Raw genomic sequence first — 16,843 nt, 5'->3', positions numbered from 1 at the left:
TGGTTTTCACTGAAGCCGAAAAAAAGAAGTCAACATATCGCACTGCTCGATCGCTGGCCTGGTTATTCGTCGATATACCGTCTGGTGATCGGCTGGTACGAGTCAATCCGACGATCGCGGAAATAGGGCCAGGTCGTGCGGTACTTCTCCGACAGCGCCAGGTCTATCTCCTGCACGTGTACAACTTCCTGGTCGTGCGGAGCCAGGTAGAGCAGGGAACCGAACGGATTGGCCACAAACGAGCCGCCCCAGAACTGCTGATCCGCTTCGCGGCCAACCCGGTTGACCGCCACGACGTGAACCCCATTGGCAATGGCGTGGCTTCGCTGAATGGTTTGCCAGGCGTTATACTGTTCGGTATTCTGAGCCGGGTCAGGCTCATTGGTGTCCCAGCCGATGGCAGTGGGGTAAACCAACAGCTCGGCACCCATCAGCGCCGTTATGCGGGCTGCTTCCGGATACCACTGGTCCCAGCAGATCAGCACCCCCACACGGGCATACTTTGTATCAAAAACCTTATAACCCAGATCGCCTGGGGTGAAGTAGAACTTCTCGTAATAGCCCGGATCGTCGGGAATATGCATTTTTCGGTACTTGCCCAGGTAGCTGCCGTCGGCGTCCAGAACTGCCGTCGTGTTGTGATATAAACCATGCGCCCGTTTCTCGAACAGCGAAGCTACAATGACAACGCTCAGTTCGGCGGCTACCTGCCCCAGCCGCTCGGTGGTTGGGCCCGGAATGGCTTCGGCCAGACTGAAATTGTGATGATCTTCCACATCGCAGAAATACAGCGATGTGAACAGTTCCTGCAAACAAACGATCTGGGCGCCTTTTTGGGCTGCTTCCCGAATGCCGCTGATGGCTTTCTGAATGTTCGACTCGACATCGGCCGAGCAACTCATCTGGACTAAACCAATATTGACTTTCTTAGACATGATGCAAAAGTAGAGCGTTCTGTCATGACAACGCCTATTTTCAACAAAAGTCTGAGCAGGCGGGTTCGGGGTAAAAAGAGAGTTCGTTGCTCACGTCAAATGGGCGTTGAAAGCAGGACTTCTACCCGATTTGAGGTAATGCTGGACATGCAGACCTGTACCTACAGGGAACTGCTCGAAGCCAAACGACATTATCAGGCCGAACGTAAGGCAGCCCCGGCGGTCGGCAAAAAGGGTACATGGCAGCAGGCAACTGGGGAAGGTCAGCACTTACTGTCATCACCATGGTTCTGTCAACCCTTTGGCAGTCCGCACCAAACGGGCTTAAACAAACGAACACGGGTGTGATGTCAGTCCTACGACCCGGCAGCGCACTGCAGACCCCGGTCAAATCGATAATGCAAGTATATAATACCTCTTTACAGATACCGACCTATAGTCTGGAGCCGGACGAGCTGATGGGTAGTAAACAGCTTCGAATCTATGACTACGACGGTAGTATGCCCGGCCGGAGTGATTTGCTAGTGCCGCATCGGAAAGATTATTACCTGCTTGTGTTTATTCGGCAGGCCGAAAGTCGTCAATGGATCGATATGGTGCCGTACACGCTAAAAGCTAATACGTTTTACTTTACTGCGCCGGGCCAGATCATCGTTAAAGAAGGAATCAATCAACTGTGGAGTACGGGTATTGCGTTCACGGATGAATTTCTGGCTCTCCAGGAAAACGCTTCGCTGCGTAAACTGCCGCTTATTCAAAACCCGTACAACGGCCATGAATTGCAGCTGAAGGATACCGATGTTCGGTTCGTTGAAGACCTGTTGACTAAAATCTGCCTGGAGACGCAGCAACCCGGCGATTTCCAGCAGCGGATGATGAGTGCTTACATTACCGTATTGCTGACCTACATGAGCCGCCTGTACACCGAACAGTTTACGGGCGAAGAGCCCTCAGCCGATAAACTGCTGCTCCGGCAATTTCAGGCGAAGATTGAGGAGAACTTCTGGTATCGGCACGAGGTGGCTCAGTATGCCTCTATGCTGCATCTGTCGGCCGGGCACCTAAGCGAGATTGTGAAAAGGCAAAGTGGGAAGCCCGCGATCAAACACATCCATGAGCGACTGGTACTGGAGGCCCGGCGGCTGCTTTTTCATACGCAGCATTCACTTAAGGAAATCGCCTTCAGCCTTGGGTTTGCCGAGGCTTCTTACTTCACCCGTTTCTTCAAGCGCGAAACCGGTCAGACCCCCGCCGACTACCGGGCCACCATCCGTAAAATGTACCAGTGATGCCGCAGAATGTGTGCCGGACAGGCGGCTGAGGAGCGGTACTTTTGTGCTGTCAAAACAACCTGATCATGAAAACAGCACTGATAACAGGAGCCAACAAAAGCATCGGTTTCGAAACCGCCCGGCAGCTACTGCAACATGGGTATTATGTCTACCTGGGAAGCCGTGATAGACTAAAAGGACAGCAGGCCGTCGAACAGCTACAAGCAGAGGGTCTCTCCGCCGTCGAACTCCTGCTAATCGACGTTAACAACCTTGACTCGATAAAGGCAGCCCGCGAAACACTGGGTCAGAAAACCCCGGTGCTGGATGTGCTGGTCAACAACGCTGGGATCGGCGGTAATTTACCACAAGAAGCCATCAGCACCGACATCAGCCTGTTTCGGCAGATATTTGAGACCAATTATTTTGGTGTCATCGGTGTCACCCAGGCCTTTATCGACCTGCTCCGGCTGTCGCCCGAACCCAGAATCGTTAATGTTACTTCTGGACTGGGTTCGCTGGAGCTGCATAATGATCCGACCTGGCCGTATTACGCGGTTAAGCCCGCTTGTTATGTGTCGTCGAAAGCGGCTCTCAACGCCTACACCATTGTGCTGGCTTACGAGCTGCGCGACACCCCGTTCAAAGTAAATGCCGTTGATCCGGGCTATACCGCTACCGACTTTAACGGCCACAGCGGACCCGGAACCGTGCCGGATGCTGCTGCCAGGGTAATAAAAGCAGCTATGCTGGGACCGGAAGGTCCGACCAGCCAATTCTTCAGTGATGACAACGCGCCGGAAACGGGTATTAGCCCGTGGTAGTACAATCAACGATAGCCGTGCTGCAACCAGTACAGAAAGCACGGCTATCGAAGTGTACCTGACTATCTATGGATGGGCAGACAGATGTCAGGTGATTATGCTTATACTACATGTTTGATAACTGTTGATGTTTTCGGGACAGAAGCTTCCCTCTAAGTCGGGTTGATACTGTGGTAAATAGGTAGGGTATGGGTAAATTCGCTTTATAACCAGAAGCCGGGGGCCTGGTAATTGATCATGGCCTTTTGTATTCTTGTACTACACATTACGAACCCTATACCGAAACCAGTACAATAGCATTATGACAACCCGAAGAGACTTTTTGCAGGCTACTGCTCTTACCAGTGCCGTAGCCACGTTTTCGCCCAACACGCTGTTAGCCGCTACCCGCCCGGCTAAGGACCGGCTCGGGGTAGCGCTGGTCGGACTGGGCTACTACAGTACCGATCTGCTGGCTCCCGCCCTTCAAAAAACCAAAAAATGCTACCTCGCCGGTATCGTAACCGGAACGCCCGCCAAGGCCGAGAAATGGAAGAAGCAGTACAACATTCCGGACAAGAATATCTACTCGTACCAGACCTTCGATCAGATTGCTAATAACCCGGATATTGATGTAGTGTATGTCGTACTGCCCCCTTCCATGCATGAGGAATACGTTGTTCGGGCGGCCAAAGCCGGAAAGCACGTCTGGGTAGAAAAGCCAATGGCCGTTACCGCTAAAGAATGCCAGAACATGATTGATGCCTGTGCCAAGAACAAGCGGTCGCTGGCGGTAGGGTACCGGCTCCATCATGAACCAAATACCCAGGAGTATGTGAAAGCGCTTCGGGACGGGAAAATTGGTAAAATTCAAATGGTGAGCTGCTCGGCGGCTTACTTTGACGCCCGAACCGACCACTGGAAGCAAAAGAAAGAAATGGGCGGGGGCGTTATGTACGATATGGGTGTATACGCCATTCAGGGGGCACGACTGGCCACCAGCGAAGAACCGATTTCACTAACGGCGCAGCAGTACACGACCCGCCCCGACGTGTATAAGAATGGCCTCGACGAAACCTCCATGGCCCAGCTGGTTTTTCCCAGCGGAGCGCGGGCAACCATTCAGACAAGTTACGGGATGAATATGAACTACCTGCACGTAACGGGCGACAAGGGAACCCTACACATGGAGCCTTATTCAGCCTATAACGGGGTCAAAGGGGAGTTCACCGGCCGGGCCAGTGGTAAAATTGACCATCCGTATGAAACGCCCTGGCAGCAGACCCTGCAGATGGACCACGATGCCGAATCGATCATGCAGAACAAACCCATGCTCGTGCCCGGCGAGGAAGGACTACGCGACATCCGCGTGGTAGAAGCTATTTACGAAGCCGCTCGTACCGGTCGATCCGTCAAGCTGTCATAAAATTAAAAGCCCCTGCCTACCCAGTCAGGGGCTTTTATCTGACTGGTAAATAGCCCATTGATGAATGGGCTATTTTATTTGTATGATAATAGTAATTAGAGTGTATTATATAAAGTCAGTTTGGCCGGTTGCCTGACTGCTGATTTTTGGCGTATTTCGCTGGCCAACCCCGTTTCATATGCAACCCGCCGATTTTACCCGACTCCCCGCCAACCAGCAACTCGATACGCTTTACTACGCAGGAGACATACTGGCTAATCGGTACGAAGGTGACCAGATCTTTTTGTTGTATAACCTTCGCGATTTCTACGTCGAGCTGTGCTACGATGCGTACCGCAGCAACCTCCAGAACGTAGCCGCCTTCCGCGATACCGATCGGCTGGAGCCCTATCTGCCGTATCTGAACTAATACCCTTCTGGTTTCCCAACTGGTACTTGTTACAGGTTAAGCCAGTACGATAGTTTTAGTACCAGCGTACGGTTCTTGCTCTGGAACGAGCCCGGTATGTAGTTTTCCTGATACACGACAAACAAATCCGACACGGGGGCGTATCGCCACTGCAGCCGCGTGTTCAACAGAGTGTTGTTGGTTTGATTGTTGAACTGAGCGAAAGTTGTCAGGAATACCCGACGCGAAAACGTCAGATCGAGTCGGGGACCAACCAGCCAGAAAGAAGCTGAACTATAGGGAGCAGGCAACCGGATGTTGTTGTGTTCAGCCGTGATGCCAAACGACCCGTACGGCTGAAAGCGGTAATTGAGTGTAGGAGCAATGTTGAAGTTGGTCCCGTTGAAGTACCCACCCGTCCAGCCCTCGACCTGCAGCGTCAGTAACTTTCGGCGGTCAGTGTTCAGGAACCAGAATCCACCTTTAATCCGATAGTCTGTTCCGGCGGGTAAGGCCTTCCCGTCGAGGTTGGTAGGATCGAAAGCCGAGAACAGATACGTGTAATACGAATAAAAGCCTCCGCCAAATTCGGTCGTGTTCCGGAGGGCGAATGAATAAAAAAGATTCAGCTCGCGGTCAAGCAGCCTGCCGGTCAGGTCACGGTAAAAGCGGGTTTCAAAGCCGGGGCCGTGGCTAACCAGTCCTCCCTGCTGTCGGGAATAGAAGGTATACCCGCCTTTCGGGAAAAAGCCCCATTGGCCGCGCCGGGCTACATACCCCACATCGTTGATGTTGTACCGGGCCCCAATGTATTCATGCGACCATTCCAGCATCAGGTTCCGGCTGGTATAGGTTAACAAGAGGCCATGGGCTGCGTCCTGAGTGGTGTTCACGGCCTGACCTTCCTGAAATGCTTTGTGGCCCCATACCTTCCCCGCCCATCGGTTGTCGGCGGTAAGCAGGTTAAATTCAACCCCGCCAATTCGGGTATAGCGCGACAGACCGGGTGTTACCGAAGCCGCATCCCGGTTGATGAAAAAGCCAACCAGATTGGACCGGCCCAGTACCTGCCTTTGGACAACCCCTACTGTATAGTTCTGCGGACTGATGCCCCGGCTGCTTTGTCGGGCGGTTTGCGTGTTCAACAGTCCGATCCGCCAGTTCTTATCCACTTTCCCGCTCAGTCGGAGTCCGTACAGGATAGGGTTCTGGACGGTCACCCCCGTGCTGGTATCCCGTCCAATACCGATGCGTCTGCTGAAGAAGGGCCTCGACTGCTCGAATCCAAGATTCGCAAACAGATCGTTGTTTTCCAGAAAGAACTGTCGTCGTTCGGGGAAAAATATCTCGAACCGATCGAGGTTCGTAACCTGTTGGTCCACTTCTACCTGCGAAAAATCAGGATTCACGGTCAGGTCGAGGTTGAGGGCTGGCGTAACTGCCACCTTCGCGTCGAAGCCGGCGTTGCTTCCCGGTTTGTAGGCTCCCCCTTCGCCCCGATTGTCGTCGATGCGGCCACTGACGTAGGGTATAAGTGATATGTTGGTTCCCACCCGGGGGAGGGGAGTCGAGAAGCGAACTGTATCGGCAAAGGCGAGCGCTGAAATCCGATAGGCAATCGGCACCCGGCGCCAGGAGGTTCGCTGGTTATTCTTCAGATCATGGCGGGCAAAGTTCATTAGGAACCAGGTCGAATTCTGACGGTACCGGATGCTCTTGAAGGGGATCATAAGTTCAGCCTGCCAGCGATCGGGATACACCTTTACGAACGAACGCCATTTGTTGTCCCATTCCGTGGCCACCCGTTCTCCGTTGAAGAGTTGCCCTTCGCGCTCAACACCAAGCGGGGTTACGTTGAAGGTAAATCCGTTGGTACGGTCGCCGAAGGGGTCGATATATAGGGTAAAGTTGTCGTTCAGATCCCATTCCCAGTCCCGGCGCAGCGAACTGGCCACAAATCGTTTGTTCCGGTTCTGGTCGAAACAGACAACGCCTACGTATAAGTTATTCTGATCATAGGTCAGCCGGACTTCGGTCCGGTTAGAGGCCGGTAACGTATCATTGGGAAAGTTCTGGGTAAACTGGCCGGCAACCGCAGCCCGCTGCCAGACCGACTCCGTTAATTCACCATCCAGCCGAACCAGCGTATCGGTCGGGCTAACTAGCAGGGACTGGGAAAGAGCAACCGAATTAAGTAAAACGGCAACAAAAACTGTCCAGGCGGTCCCCATTTTACAAATCAGTCTATACGCCAATTTATTCTGTACTACCAGCCAGGGGCCCAATCCCTGCTCACTCGAACGAAAAAACATCTGGTCAATCTACTTTTTTCAGCCTGCAAAGAACGCCTATTTTACCGTATAAATGCCTGAGTATATTTTGTTAAAAAATGATAATGTGTTGTATGTCAGCGATTTGAATATTTATGATTTTTTTTAGGGCATTATGCTGATGCGAAGTGGTACGAAGAATCAATGGGTATTGTCAGAAAATTTATCAGATATATTTGGAAAACAAGTTTATTGTGTCGTCCTTCGCTTAAATTTTAACAAGCAATGCAAACAGGAACAGTAAAATTCTTTAATGAAACCAAAGGGTTTGGTTTCATTAAGCCCGATGAAGGCGGTGAAGACATCTTCGTACATGCTTCAGGTCTCATCGACCAAATCCGCGAGAACGACAAGGTTAAGTTCAATGTCGAGCGCGGCAAGAAAGGCTTAAACGCCGTGAACGTCGAAATGGCTTAATCGTAAGATATACCCCGACAACCGTTGTAGAAACATGCCTTACGGCATGTTTTTTTTTGCCCTGTCGGTTCGTAGAGCCATTTTTGCGGTCAGTACAATAACTAGTCACGTATAAACAGAGAAGCCAGACATCTACGGCCGGCCGATCTGTCCGATACGGTCTATACCCTCATTGCATGACCATACTTTCGCTCGAACAACGCGTAGCCAACAAACTCGGCCTTAAGCTTTCATCGGTAACGGCCACAATCAATCTTATCAACGGAGGAGCCACCGTACCGTTCATAGCCCGCTATCGTAAGGAAGCGACCGGCCAACTGGATGAGGTGCAGATCGGGCAGATCAAAGAGACCACCCAGAAACTGCTGGATCTTGACAAACGGCGGGAAACGATAGGAAAAGCAATTGCCGACCAGGGTAAACTCACCGACGACCTCCGTCAGAAACTGGCGGCTGCGGATACCCTCACGGAGCTTGAAGACCTGTATTTACCCTACAAACAGAAGCGGAAGACGCGGGCTATACTGGCCATGGAGCGAGGGCTGGAACCCCTGGCCAACCTGTTGCTACTGCAACGGGAACCGAACCCCGAACGGGCCGCCCAACGCTACCTGACCGACGCCGTACCTACCGTTGCCGATGCGTTGCAGGGCGCTCGCGATATACTGGCTGAGCGTATCAGTGAAGATGCTGACGCCCGTCAGCGCATCCGGAACCTCTTTGAACGCGAGGCCATTGTTCGATCCGTCGTCAAAAAAGGGAAAGCAGCAGACGGCGCTAAGTTCAACGATTATTTCGACTATGCCGAACCGCTTCGGCGGGTACCATCCCATCGGTTGCTGGCGATACGCCGGGGCGAAGCCGAAGGTTTCCTGACGGTGAGCATCGGCCCGGCCGAAGAGGTTGCGCTGGAGCGGCTCGACCGTCAGTTTCTGGCTGGTACCGGCACAGCCGCCAGCCGCGATCAGGTTTCTCTGGCCATTCGGGATGGTTACAAACGATTACTCAAACCAGCTATCGAGACCGAATTTTCGGGGCTGGCCAAAGAGAAAGCCGACGCGGCTGCTATTACTATCTTTGCCGACAATCTGCGGCAGCTGCTGCTCAGCCCCCCGCTGGGCCAGCAGCGGGTACTGGCTATCGACCCCGGCTACCGCACCGGCTGCAAAGCCGTCTGCCTGGACGCACAGGGTAACCTGCTCACCCACACCGTACTGTATCTGTTTCAGTCAGACAACCAAAAGCAGCAGGCGGCACAGGTGGTGCAGAAGCTGGTCGATCAGTACAGGATAGATACAATTGCCATCGGCAACGGTACGGCCGGCCGCGAAACAGAAGCGTTTATCCAGGGTCTGAACCTCGGCAAGCCGGTATTTATGGTGAGTGAGCAGGGCGCTTCGGTGTACTCAGCCTCCGAAGCTGCGCGGGCTGAATTTCCTGATCATGACGTTACCGTGCGGGGCGCAGTTAGCATTGGCCGGCGGCTCATGGACCCCCTGGCCGAACTGGTCAAGATAGACCCCAAATCGATTGGGGTAGGACAGTACCAGCACGACGTTGACCAGACCGAACTAAAGTCGAGCCTTGATACGGTGGTAGAGAGCTGCGTGAACCAGGTGGGCGTATCCCTCAACACCGCAAGTGCTTATCTGTTGCGGTACGTATCCGGACTGGGCCCGCAGCTAGCCGACAATATCGTTTCGTTCCGCTCGCAACACGGCGCGTTTACGTCGCGTGAACAACTCCGTAAGGTACCCCGGCTGGGGCCCAAAGCCTATGAGCAGTGTGCCGGATTCCTGCGAATAGAAGGGGCCAAAAACCCACTCGATAACAGTGCCGTTCATCCCGAACGCTACGCCCTCGTAGAGCGCATGGCAGCCGACATGGGAAGCAACGTCGTCACCCTCATCCAACAACCCGACCTGCGCCGGCAGATCAAACCGGAACGTTACGTAACCAGCGAGGTAGGGCTGCCTACCCTGCGCGACATTCTGACCGAACTGGACAAGCCCGGTCGTGATCCCCGGGAACAGCTGTCGGTATTTGAGTACGACGATCGTATCCGCTCCATTACCGATCTGCACGAGGGTATGGTCCTGAATGGTGTCGTAACGAACGTTACGGCATTTGGGGCTTTTGTCGATATTGGCGTCAAGCAGGACGGTCTCGTACACATCTCACAACTGGCTGACAAATACGTCGCTGACCCCAAAACGGTAGTGCAGGTCTACCAGAAAGTACGTGTAAAAGTGCTGGAGGTAGATACGACCCGCAAGCGCATTGCGTTATCCATGAAAGTTAATTAAGTTGCCATTATGCATCGAACCGGAAGGTCGACCCGGTATTGCTCCTGCGAATCGACCTTCCGGCTGCTACGATCCTAACTCCATCCGTATGTCACTACGCTGGTTCCGGGCCATTGGCCAACCCGTTTTACTCAGTGCCTGTCTGCTTACGACCCTGAGCGCCTGCGAAGCGCTCCGTTCTTCCGGTCCCTCGGTGAGCCGCCGTCCTGCCGCCACAAAAACCGTTGCCCGTCGGCCGGCTACTACCCGACCACCGGCCGTTCCCAAAGCACCAACCGGCAAAGTGGTGGACAGCCGAACCTACGTCAATCGCTACGTGCCGGAGGTGGTTAAAATAGCCCGTACCTATACAGGAACCCCATACCGCTCGGGCGGCAATACGTCCGATGGCATCGACTGTTCGGGCCTGGTATACGCCGTTTTCAATACCGTAGGGCTCAGAATGCCGCGCATCTCCTGGCAGCAGTCGGAGGTGGGCCGTGAAGTAGAGGTAAATGAGATTTCGCCGGGCGATCTGCTCTTTTTCGTGCCGGACAAAGGACAGGCTGGCTACGTGTCACACACGGGAATCGTGACGGAGGTAAATGGGCCTACTAACATTCGGTTCATCCATGCCTCTTCATCGCGGGGGGTGCGTGAAGATAATCTCTATGCTGACTATTTTAAGGGGCGCTTTGTCAAAGCCCTGCGACCATTTTAAGGCGTTGTGAAGTGGATAGGTACCAAGTTAAAAAGCCCACGTTTGCACGTGGGCTTTTTAGTAGGCTAGAGCACTGGCTGTGCATTGCCGATAAACTCTTCGAGGGTTGTTCGATTCTTGTTTTTCAGTTTCATCTCCAAACTCAACGCTTCATTACGGGTAGCAAACGGCTGGGTGAACTTTACCTCCCAGGGTTTACCATTGGCCGTGGCCGGGTTCGTTTTGGCATTGTGCTGCCACAGGCTGATGCGTAAATCTTTCGTCTGACCAATAAAGTACTGGTCCGTTGAGGGGCTGTAGATAATATAAACTGTATGCATAGTATGTAGGGACTATTACCAAAGCTACGGCATTGTTCACGGAAAACAAACACTACCTGATTGAAAGGAGGATTTATTGGACGGAGAGAATTTTTTTGCGTTTAGAGTTGACACGACCTGATTTTTTCCCGATGTTTGCACCCACAAAAACGCCCGGGGGATTAGCTCAGTTGGCTAGAGCGCTACAATGGCATTGTAGAGGCCATCGGTTCGAATCCGATATTCTCCACCCCTGGAAAACAAAAAAACCACTCGTGATGAGTGGTTTTTTTGTTTGGTATGATTCGCTGCGCTTAGCCTTCGATCATTTCGGCGTCGGACAGGATGTAGTTCAGTTCGTAAATATTATCGGCGTTGAGCTTCAGCGTACCCCGGAACGTACGGCGCTCATCGGTTTTGAATTTCTTACCTGCTTTTTTGAACTTCAACGATACGACGGACTCCGGACCGGCGCCCCCGCAGAAGAAACAGGCACTGAAGGGAAAGGCTGACAGCACGTAGGTATTCGTTTCCAGATCGACCGGCAGTACGTAGCCGGTCAGTTCAACAGCTTTCCCGTTGAGCTTCTGAATACCCGCCCCAAACGTCGGATAAAGCATATACACCGATTCTTCGGCGTACCATTTCTTCTTAAAGGTTACGTCACGAAGGGCCTCCCACGATAGTTTGACCGGCTCCGCCGTCGGGGCAGCCGAAACATGGGTCGGGAGAGCGGGCGACAGCGGACGAAAAGCCGTGGCCGACAGAGAAACGACGAATAATGCGATGAGTAGCCGATGCATAGTGTTGGGCACTTATTGATAAGGATTACGGTAAAATTACGTAAAAAGATTACTTTTACTGACTCAATTTGTTCGTTCAGGCCTTATTGTGTCCGATTTACTCAACGATAACACAAAAGATAGCGCGGCAATTCCCGTACGGTTCACGAGACTGTACATGACCCTGCTGATTACGCTGGCCGTTCTGCTCACCGCAGGGCAGGGCCTGACGCAGTGGCGACTTCATGCCTTCCAGAATGAGCTCTGGATAATTCGCTATACTGCCCTCCAACGCCATCAGAGTCAGCAGATTGTCAAGCAGGCGCTCCAGCTAAGCCGGATCAGCCAGCCCGTCAGCTTCGCTCGAAAAGTAGCCGAGATCCAGCAGGTTTTTGTCAAGTTTGAGCAGTATCATCTGGAAGGCCGCGAAGGAAAAGTTGTTGACCGGGACGTATCTGTCCCTAATTCCGAGACAGTTCGAAAGCTATACAAAGAAATTCGGCCCGAGTTTGAAGCGTACCAGCGCAGCGTTCGGCAACTGATTACCCTCCGGGAGCCCGACGACCTGAAACGGCCAGACGCGCAGGCCAGTCTGAATCTGCTCCTGGCCAATGAGAAGCCGTTTCTGGAGGAGATCGACGGAATTGTGCGTGTTTATACCACTGAACTGCGGTCAAAACTGGCCTGGCTTCAGGCGGTCGAGCTCTATTTGTACATTTTTACGGTAGTGGTGCTGATCGGGATAGGGGGACTGATTTTCAGACCGGCAGCCCGGCGTCTTCGGCAAACCTTTATGCAGCTGGTCGAGGCCCAGAACCAGACAACAGCCGCCAACCGAAAGCTGATCAGTGCGAACAAATCGCTGAAAGAAACCCGACAGAAGCTCTACGAAGCTACCAAACTGCAATACCAGCAGCGGATCCACGAACAGCAGATCAGAACCTCGGGGCTCATTGCCGGGCAGGAAGAAGAGCGCAAACGACTGTCGCGCGATTTACACGATGGGCTGGGGCAGATGCTGACGGCCATCAAGCTGCAGCTCGAAGGGCTGGAGGCCAGCCTAAACCGGCTGAACGGAGCCGAGAGCTTGGGTAAAGCGCCCTACAGCAAGAACCTGCGCACGCTCAAGACCCTCGTTACCCAGACCATTCAGGAAACCCGCACCATCTCTAATAATCTGATGCCGAGCGTACTTAGCGACTTCGGTATTGCGCCTGCCATCAAAATGCTGGCCGAACACGACCGGAGCGAAGCCGTAGACGTCACGTTCGTTACCAATCTGACGCCCAGCATGCCCCGTCTGGATCGTAATCTGGAGATCACCCTCTACCGTATTACGCAGGAAGCCATTAGCAACGCCATCCGACATGCTTCGCCAACTCAGGTCAGAATTGAACTGCTTGAGCGTGAAAACGTTTTATACTTAACTGTGGCCGATAATGGTCGGGGGTTCCGGGTAGCTGGTCGGGGGGCTGTTCCCGAAAACGGGAACGAACCCGTGGAACCCAGCTTGCAACCTGCCGGTAAAAAAAGGACTCCTTCTCAAGGAATCCATAACATGCAGGAGCGGGTCAACCTGCTCAACGGAAAGTTTAAAATTCACTCAACACCAGGGAAAGGGACCAAAGTACAGGTCAGTATCCCCTATAAAACGCAACCTGCGCACTATGACAATTACTAAATTGATGCTCGTTGATGATCATTCCATTGTTCGCGATGGAATCCGGTTACTCCTTGAACAGGCCGAAGGGCTGGAGATTATCGACGAAGCCAATGACGGCGAAGAAGCACTGGAGAAGCTCAAAGCTCATCTGGCCGAAGAAAATGGTAAAGCGCAATTACCAGACATCATCCTGATGGATATCTCGCTGCCCGGCATGTCAGGTATCCAGACAACACAGGTGATCAGCAAACACTATAAGCAGGTGCGGGTGCTGATGCTGTCTATGCACAATAACGAAGATTATATCTTGCGCTCGGTAGAGGCTGGTGCGTATGGCTATATCCTGAAAGACTCGTCGTCCGATGAAATGATCAAAGCCATCCGGACCATTGCCTCAGGCGAAAAGTATTACAGTTCACCCGTAGCATCGATTATTTTGAGCGGCTATATGCAGCAGCTGAAAAAAAGCGAGAAAAACAGCCGGGTCGAGCGCCAGTCGAAGCTGTCGAATAAGGAGAAGGAGATTCTGCACTATCTCATCGATGGAATGAGCAGCCGCGAAATTGCCGAGAAACTGCAACTCAGCGTTCGGACTGTCGATAACCACCGGGCTAATATGATGCGTCGGCTCCAGGTACGTAATGCGGCCGAGCTGGTACGCATGGCCGTCGAAGAGAAATTGATCTAATGATACATGAGCCAGAAAGGTCCCAAAAAAAGACCTTTCTGGTGTGAACGAACTCCACAAAACTTTTCTACGTTTGCCCTGTGAAACCGGTCCAAAGCCGGTTTTATCCTTTTTGGTTTAATATATTTAATTGATAGAGTTTATTAACTAAAACCCCATTAACTTATGTCACTTCGCTTAGGAGACATTGCCCCTGATTTTGAGGCTGATACAACCCAGGGCCGGATTCGCTTTCACGAATGGCTCGGCACGTCCTGGGGCATGCTGTTCTCACACCCGGCTGATTTTACACCCGTTTGTACCACAGAGCTGGGCCGGACAGCTTTGCTCAAAGATGAGTTTGGTAAGCGTAACGTCAAGGTGATAGCCGTATCGGTCGATGATCTCGATTCGCACAACCGCTGGACGCCAGATATTAAAGACGTAACTGGATCAGAAGTGAATTTCCCAATTATTGCCGATGCCGACCGGACCGTAGCTACGCTCTATGACATGATCCATCCGAATGCCAGCGAGAAGGCGACCGTTCGCTCAGTATTCGTGATCGGACCGGATAAGAAAATCAAGCTGACGCTGACTTACCCGGCTTCTACCGGCCGTAATTTCAACGAGCTGCTGCGGGTTATCGACTCGCTGCAACTAACGGCCGACTACCAGGTAGCAACTCCCGCCGACTGGCAGGACGGTGAGGACGTGATTGTTACGCCCGCCGTAACCAACGATCAGCTGGACGCTAAATTTCCTAAAGGGGTAACGTTTGTGAAGCCCTATCTGCGCACTACCCCGCAGCCAAATAAGTAATAAACAGTGCCTGTTCAGGGGGCGGTTAGTCGATTTGCCGGTGGCAAACAGGCTGATTGCCCCCTGAACAATATGCCCGGCTGCCGGTTAGGAATTTTGTAGCAACCAAACTAACATCAACGTTATGGCAAAGAGAAATTTGAATCCGCAACATGATGAGGGACCAGTAGCTGAGGCCATTGAACAACAGACCGCCAAATTGCCGTCTGACCTGTTCCTGTGGGGTGGCTTGGGGGCCCTGGCAGCCGCAGCGGCTGTTTACGCCAGTGGCAAACGGCATGAAGCGCTGCTGGTTGGGCAGTGGGCAGCTCCCATTCTTATCTTGGGCCTCTATAATAAAGTGGTTAAACTGGAAGGCAGCGATTAGATCAAGTATGCCCTTCATCCTGTAGCCCGGACGTTGCCGTTCGGGCTACATTCGTTTTAAAGCCGTAATTTGCGAGCTCCTAGTTTTTGAATGGCATGAAGTCCCGCGTTCTGGGTAAGATTATTTTACGGCGTTATGGCTTTTGGATAGCCGGCAGTCTGATTTTGCTGCTGGCTGGCTGGTGGTTCCGGTCGCGACAGAAAGCCCAGATGGACTGGCGGCACGTATCCGCCTTTGGTATTCGGCTTCCCATGCGTTTCGGTATTCACGGTATCGACGTATCGCGGCACAATGACCGAATCAACTGGAAGCGGGTTCGGGACATGGAAGCCGAGGGAGTGCGGCTCCAGTTTGTGTTTATCAAAGCCACAGAAGGTGCTACCTTAAGCGACAAACAGTTTGCCAAAAACTGGCGCGAAGCCAGAAAATCGAACCTGCGTCGGGGCGCCTACCACTTTTACCACCCTACCCGCGACCCCATCAAACAGGCCAATAACTTCATCAGGACGGTTGAACTGGGCGAAGGCGATTTCGTACCGGTCGTTGATTTTGAAGTCACAAACGGGCAATCAGACGTCGTCATCATTGACGGGTTGCGGCAGTGGCTCGAAGCCATCGAAGACCATTATAACGTTAGGCCCATGATCTACACCAACGGCAATTTGTACCGCCGGTACATTAAGGGCAACTTCAACGATTATCCCCTCTGGATTGCGGATTATTCAACCACGCACCTGCGGCAATACGATTCTGATCAGCTTTATCTGTGGCAGCATAGCCAGAGCGGCTGGGTACAGGGTATTCGCGGTCGGGTCGACTTCAACGTGTTCGTGATGGACGAGGACCGGCTCAGCGATATCTGTCTATGAATTGCCGCATCAGGCCGTAGCGTTCAGGCTGGCCGTGGCCAGTAACTAACTCTGCCAGATTTCCCAGGCTTTTTCGGCCTGCAGTTCCAGCATACGCAGTCCATTATGGGTAGCGCAGCCACGCTCGTGTCCCAGCTTCATGAACAAGGTTTCAGCCGGGTTATAGACCAGGTCATAAAACAGATGCCAGTCGGTAATTTGCCCGTACGGCAGATCGGGTGCTTCGTCCGTGTGCGGATAGGTACCGACGGGTGAGCAGTTGATGATAAGCCGGTAATTATGGATAAAGGTTGGCAACTCATCGTAGGTAATCGTCTCGGGCGATTTGTGACGGGAAACGAGCCGGTAAGCAATCTTCAGGTCGGTCAGGGCCGCTGTTATGGCTTTGGATGCGCCACCGGTCCCCAGCACGAGTGCCTGGCCGTTATAGGACAGAAGGCTGATGCCCAGCTCATAGAACCAGTTGCTGAGCGAGGTCTTGAAGCCGTAGTAATCGGAATTATAGCCCGTACGTGAGCCATCCTGTTCGAGCCTGATAACGTTGACCGCCCCTACTTTCCGGGCCGATGCATCGAGCCGGTCCAGGTAGGGGAGTACGGCCTGTTTGTGCGGAATCGTTACGTTCAGGCCGCGTAGATCCGGAGTTTGTAATACGTCGGTCAGTCCGTCAATTGCCGGAAGCTCGAACAGATCATACCGGCTGTCAGCGATGCCTTCGCGGGCAAATTTCTCGGTAAAATACCGCTGGGAAAACGAGTGGGTAAGCGGGTACCCGATGAGACCGTAACGAGGCATGAG

Annotated in this window: 17 protein-coding genes and 1 tRNA gene; 13 read left to right on the top strand and 5 right to left on the bottom strand. The window is 52.8% G+C overall.

Annotated features, from left to right (window positions below):
• Window positions 1-62: 62 nt before the first annotated feature.
• Complete coding sequence (locus tag EQG79_RS00190) at window positions 63-935, bottom strand: carbon-nitrogen hydrolase (RefSeq protein ID WP_077919909.1); 873 nt, start codon at window positions 933-935, stop codon at window positions 63-65.
• A 398-nt stretch (window positions 936-1,333) separates the two neighbouring features.
• On the opposite strand from EQG79_RS00190, the gene EQG79_RS00185 reads away from it, so the two are divergent.
• From EQG79_RS00185 to EQG79_RS00170, 4 genes are all read left to right on the top strand, one after another.
• Window positions 1,334-2,224 (top strand): AraC family transcriptional regulator, encoded by an 891-nt coding sequence (locus tag EQG79_RS00185; RefSeq protein ID WP_129598654.1) that lies wholly within the window; start codon window positions 1,334-1,336, stop codon window positions 2,222-2,224.
• 68 nt (window positions 2,225-2,292) lie between these two features.
• On the top strand, window positions 2,293-3,030 hold the full coding sequence (locus EQG79_RS00180) for an SDR family oxidoreductase (protein ID WP_129598649.1): 738 nt from the start codon (window positions 2,293-2,295) through the stop codon (window positions 3,028-3,030).
• Window positions 3,031-3,331: 301 nt separating this feature from the next.
• A complete protein-coding gene (locus EQG79_RS00175) occupies window positions 3,332-4,435 on the top strand; it encodes a Gfo/Idh/MocA family protein (protein WP_129598645.1) in 1,104 nt (367 codons plus the stop codon).
• A 178-nt stretch (window positions 4,436-4,613) separates the two neighbouring features.
• On the top strand, window positions 4,614-4,844 hold the full coding sequence (locus tag EQG79_RS00170) for a hypothetical protein (RefSeq protein WP_129598642.1): 231 nt from the start codon (window positions 4,614-4,616) through the stop codon (window positions 4,842-4,844).
• Window positions 4,845-4,873: 29 nt separating this feature from the next.
• Here the strand turns inward: EQG79_RS00170 and EQG79_RS00165 are convergent, their stop codons facing one another.
• On the bottom strand, window positions 4,874-7,054 hold the full coding sequence (locus EQG79_RS00165; RefSeq protein WP_129598638.1) for a DUF5916 domain-containing protein: 2,181 nt from the start codon (window positions 7,052-7,054) through the stop codon (window positions 4,874-4,876).
• A 324-nt stretch (window positions 7,055-7,378) separates the two neighbouring features.
• Between EQG79_RS00165 and EQG79_RS00160 the strand changes: the two genes are divergently transcribed.
• The 3 genes from EQG79_RS00160 to EQG79_RS00150 all read left to right on the top strand — a co-directional run bounded on the left by EQG79_RS00160 (window position 7,379) and on the right by EQG79_RS00150 (window position 10,576).
• The gene (locus tag EQG79_RS00160; protein ID WP_077919905.1) at window positions 7,379-7,570 is read left to right on the top strand and encodes a cold-shock protein; all 192 of its coding nucleotides are present in this window, start codon (window positions 7,379-7,381) and stop codon (window positions 7,568-7,570) included.
• 176 nt (window positions 7,571-7,746) lie between these two features.
• The gene (locus EQG79_RS00155; protein ID WP_129598633.1) at window positions 7,747-9,876 is read left to right on the top strand and encodes a Tex family protein; all 2,130 of its coding nucleotides are present in this window, start codon (window positions 7,747-7,749) and stop codon (window positions 9,874-9,876) included.
• Between the two features lie 88 nt (window positions 9,877-9,964).
• A complete protein-coding gene (locus tag EQG79_RS00150; RefSeq protein ID WP_129598628.1) occupies window positions 9,965-10,576 on the top strand; it encodes a C40 family peptidase in 612 nt (203 codons plus the stop codon).
• 65 nt (window positions 10,577-10,641) lie between these two features.
• Here the strand turns inward: EQG79_RS00150 and EQG79_RS00145 are convergent, their stop codons facing one another.
• Window positions 10,642-10,896: a GIY-YIG nuclease family protein gene (locus EQG79_RS00145; protein WP_077919902.1), complete on the bottom strand. Its 255-nt coding sequence runs from the start codon at window positions 10,894-10,896 to the stop codon at window positions 10,642-10,644.
• A 155-nt stretch (window positions 10,897-11,051) separates the two neighbouring features.
• Between EQG79_RS00145 and EQG79_RS00140 the strand changes: the two genes are divergently transcribed.
• Window positions 11,052-11,125 (top strand) — tRNA-Ala (locus EQG79_RS00140).
• A 64-nt stretch (window positions 11,126-11,189) separates the two neighbouring features.
• On the opposite strand, the gene EQG79_RS00135 is transcribed toward EQG79_RS00140, so the two are convergent.
• Window positions 11,190-11,678: a DUF3299 domain-containing protein gene (locus EQG79_RS00135; protein WP_129598625.1), complete on the bottom strand. Its 489-nt coding sequence runs from the start codon at window positions 11,676-11,678 to the stop codon at window positions 11,190-11,192.
• Window positions 11,679-11,835: 157 nt separating this feature from the next.
• Here EQG79_RS00135 and EQG79_RS00130 point away from each other — a divergent pair, with 157 nt between their 5' ends.
• The 5 genes from EQG79_RS00130 (at window position 11,836) to EQG79_RS00110 (ending at window position 16,045) form a co-directional block, all read left to right on the top strand.
• Window positions 11,836-13,338 carry a sensor histidine kinase gene (locus tag EQG79_RS00130; protein ID WP_240699235.1) on the top strand — a complete coding sequence of 501 codons (1,503 nt, stop codon included), beginning with the start codon at window positions 11,836-11,838 and terminating at the stop codon, window positions 13,336-13,338.
• 4 nt (window positions 13,339-13,342) lie between these two features.
• Entirely contained in the window at window positions 13,343-14,008 is a 666-nt protein-coding gene (locus tag EQG79_RS00125; protein WP_077919899.1) for a response regulator transcription factor, read from the top strand.
• 165 nt (window positions 14,009-14,173) lie between these two features.
• Window positions 14,174-14,809 (top strand): peroxiredoxin, encoded by a 636-nt coding sequence (locus EQG79_RS00120; RefSeq protein ID WP_077919898.1) that lies wholly within the window; start codon window positions 14,174-14,176, stop codon window positions 14,807-14,809.
• A gap of 124 nt (window positions 14,810-14,933) precedes the next feature.
• Window positions 14,934-15,176 (top strand): hypothetical protein, encoded by a 243-nt coding sequence (locus EQG79_RS00115; protein WP_077919897.1) that lies wholly within the window; start codon window positions 14,934-14,936, stop codon window positions 15,174-15,176.
• A gap of 95 nt (window positions 15,177-15,271) precedes the next feature.
• Window positions 15,272-16,045 (top strand): glycoside hydrolase family 25 protein, encoded by a 774-nt coding sequence (locus EQG79_RS00110; protein ID WP_170315635.1) that lies wholly within the window; start codon window positions 15,272-15,274, stop codon window positions 16,043-16,045.
• A gap of 45 nt (window positions 16,046-16,090) precedes the next feature.
• Here the strand turns inward: EQG79_RS00110 and EQG79_RS00105 are convergent, their stop codons facing one another.
• Entirely contained in the window at window positions 16,091-16,840 is a 750-nt protein-coding gene (locus EQG79_RS00105) for a shikimate dehydrogenase family protein (RefSeq protein ID WP_129598617.1), read from the bottom strand.
• Window positions 16,841-16,843: the final 3 nt, after the last annotated feature.

The organism is Spirosoma sordidisoli (genome assembly GCF_004138325.1).
GTDB lineage: Bacteria > Bacteroidota > Bacteroidia > Cytophagales > Spirosomataceae > Spirosoma > Spirosoma sordidisoli.
Note: the sequence above shows the minus strand (reverse complement) of the source record. Positions and strands in the feature narration are given on the sequence as shown.

Bases quoted from the DNA above. Each gene is read 5' to 3' on its own strand.
- EQG79_RS00135 (WP_129598625.1), bottom strand. From the start codon at position 11,678: ATGCATCGGCTACTCATCGCATTATTCGTCGTTTCTCTGTCGGCCACG.
- EQG79_RS00175 (WP_129598645.1), top strand. From the start codon at position 3,332: ATGACAACCCGAAGAGACTTTTTGCAGGCTACTGCTCTTACCAGTGCC.
- EQG79_RS00150 (WP_129598628.1), top strand. From the start codon at position 9,965: ATGTCACTACGCTGGTTCCGGGCCATTGGCCAACCCGTTTTACTCAGT.
- EQG79_RS00160 (WP_077919905.1), top strand. From the start codon at position 7,379: ATGCAAACAGGAACAGTAAAATTCTTTAATGAAACCAAAGGGTTTGGT.
- EQG79_RS00185 (WP_129598654.1), top strand. From the start codon at position 1,334: ATGCAAGTATATAATACCTCTTTACAGATACCGACCTATAGTCTGGAG.
- EQG79_RS00115 (WP_077919897.1), top strand. From the start codon at position 14,934: ATGGCAAAGAGAAATTTGAATCCGCAACATGATGAGGGACCAGTAGCT.
- EQG79_RS00130 (WP_240699235.1), top strand. From the start codon at position 11,836: ATGACCCTGCTGATTACGCTGGCCGTTCTGCTCACCGCAGGGCAGGGC.
- EQG79_RS00125 (WP_077919899.1), top strand. From the start codon at position 13,343: ATGCTCGTTGATGATCATTCCATTGTTCGCGATGGAATCCGGTTACTC.
- EQG79_RS00180 (WP_129598649.1), top strand. From the start codon at position 2,293: ATGAAAACAGCACTGATAACAGGAGCCAACAAAAGCATCGGTTTCGAA.
- EQG79_RS00105 (WP_129598617.1), bottom strand. From the start codon at position 16,840: ATGCCTCGTTACGGTCTCATCGGGTACCCGCTTACCCACTCGTTTTCC.
- EQG79_RS00145 (WP_077919902.1), bottom strand. From the start codon at position 10,896: ATGCATACAGTTTATATTATCTACAGCCCCTCAACGGACCAGTACTTT.
- EQG79_RS00170 (WP_129598642.1), top strand. From the start codon at position 4,614: ATGCAACCCGCCGATTTTACCCGACTCCCCGCCAACCAGCAACTCGAT.
- EQG79_RS00155 (WP_129598633.1), top strand. From the start codon at position 7,747: ATGACCATACTTTCGCTCGAACAACGCGTAGCCAACAAACTCGGCCTT.
- EQG79_RS00190 (WP_077919909.1), bottom strand. From the start codon at position 935: ATGTCTAAGAAAGTCAATATTGGTTTAGTCCAGATGAGTTGCTCGGCC.
- EQG79_RS00110 (WP_170315635.1), top strand. From the start codon at position 15,272: ATGAAGTCCCGCGTTCTGGGTAAGATTATTTTACGGCGTTATGGCTTT.
- EQG79_RS00120 (WP_077919898.1), top strand. From the start codon at position 14,174: ATGTCACTTCGCTTAGGAGACATTGCCCCTGATTTTGAGGCTGATACA.
- EQG79_RS00165 (WP_129598638.1), bottom strand. From the start codon at position 7,054: ATGGGGACCGCCTGGACAGTTTTTGTTGCCGTTTTACTTAATTCGGTT.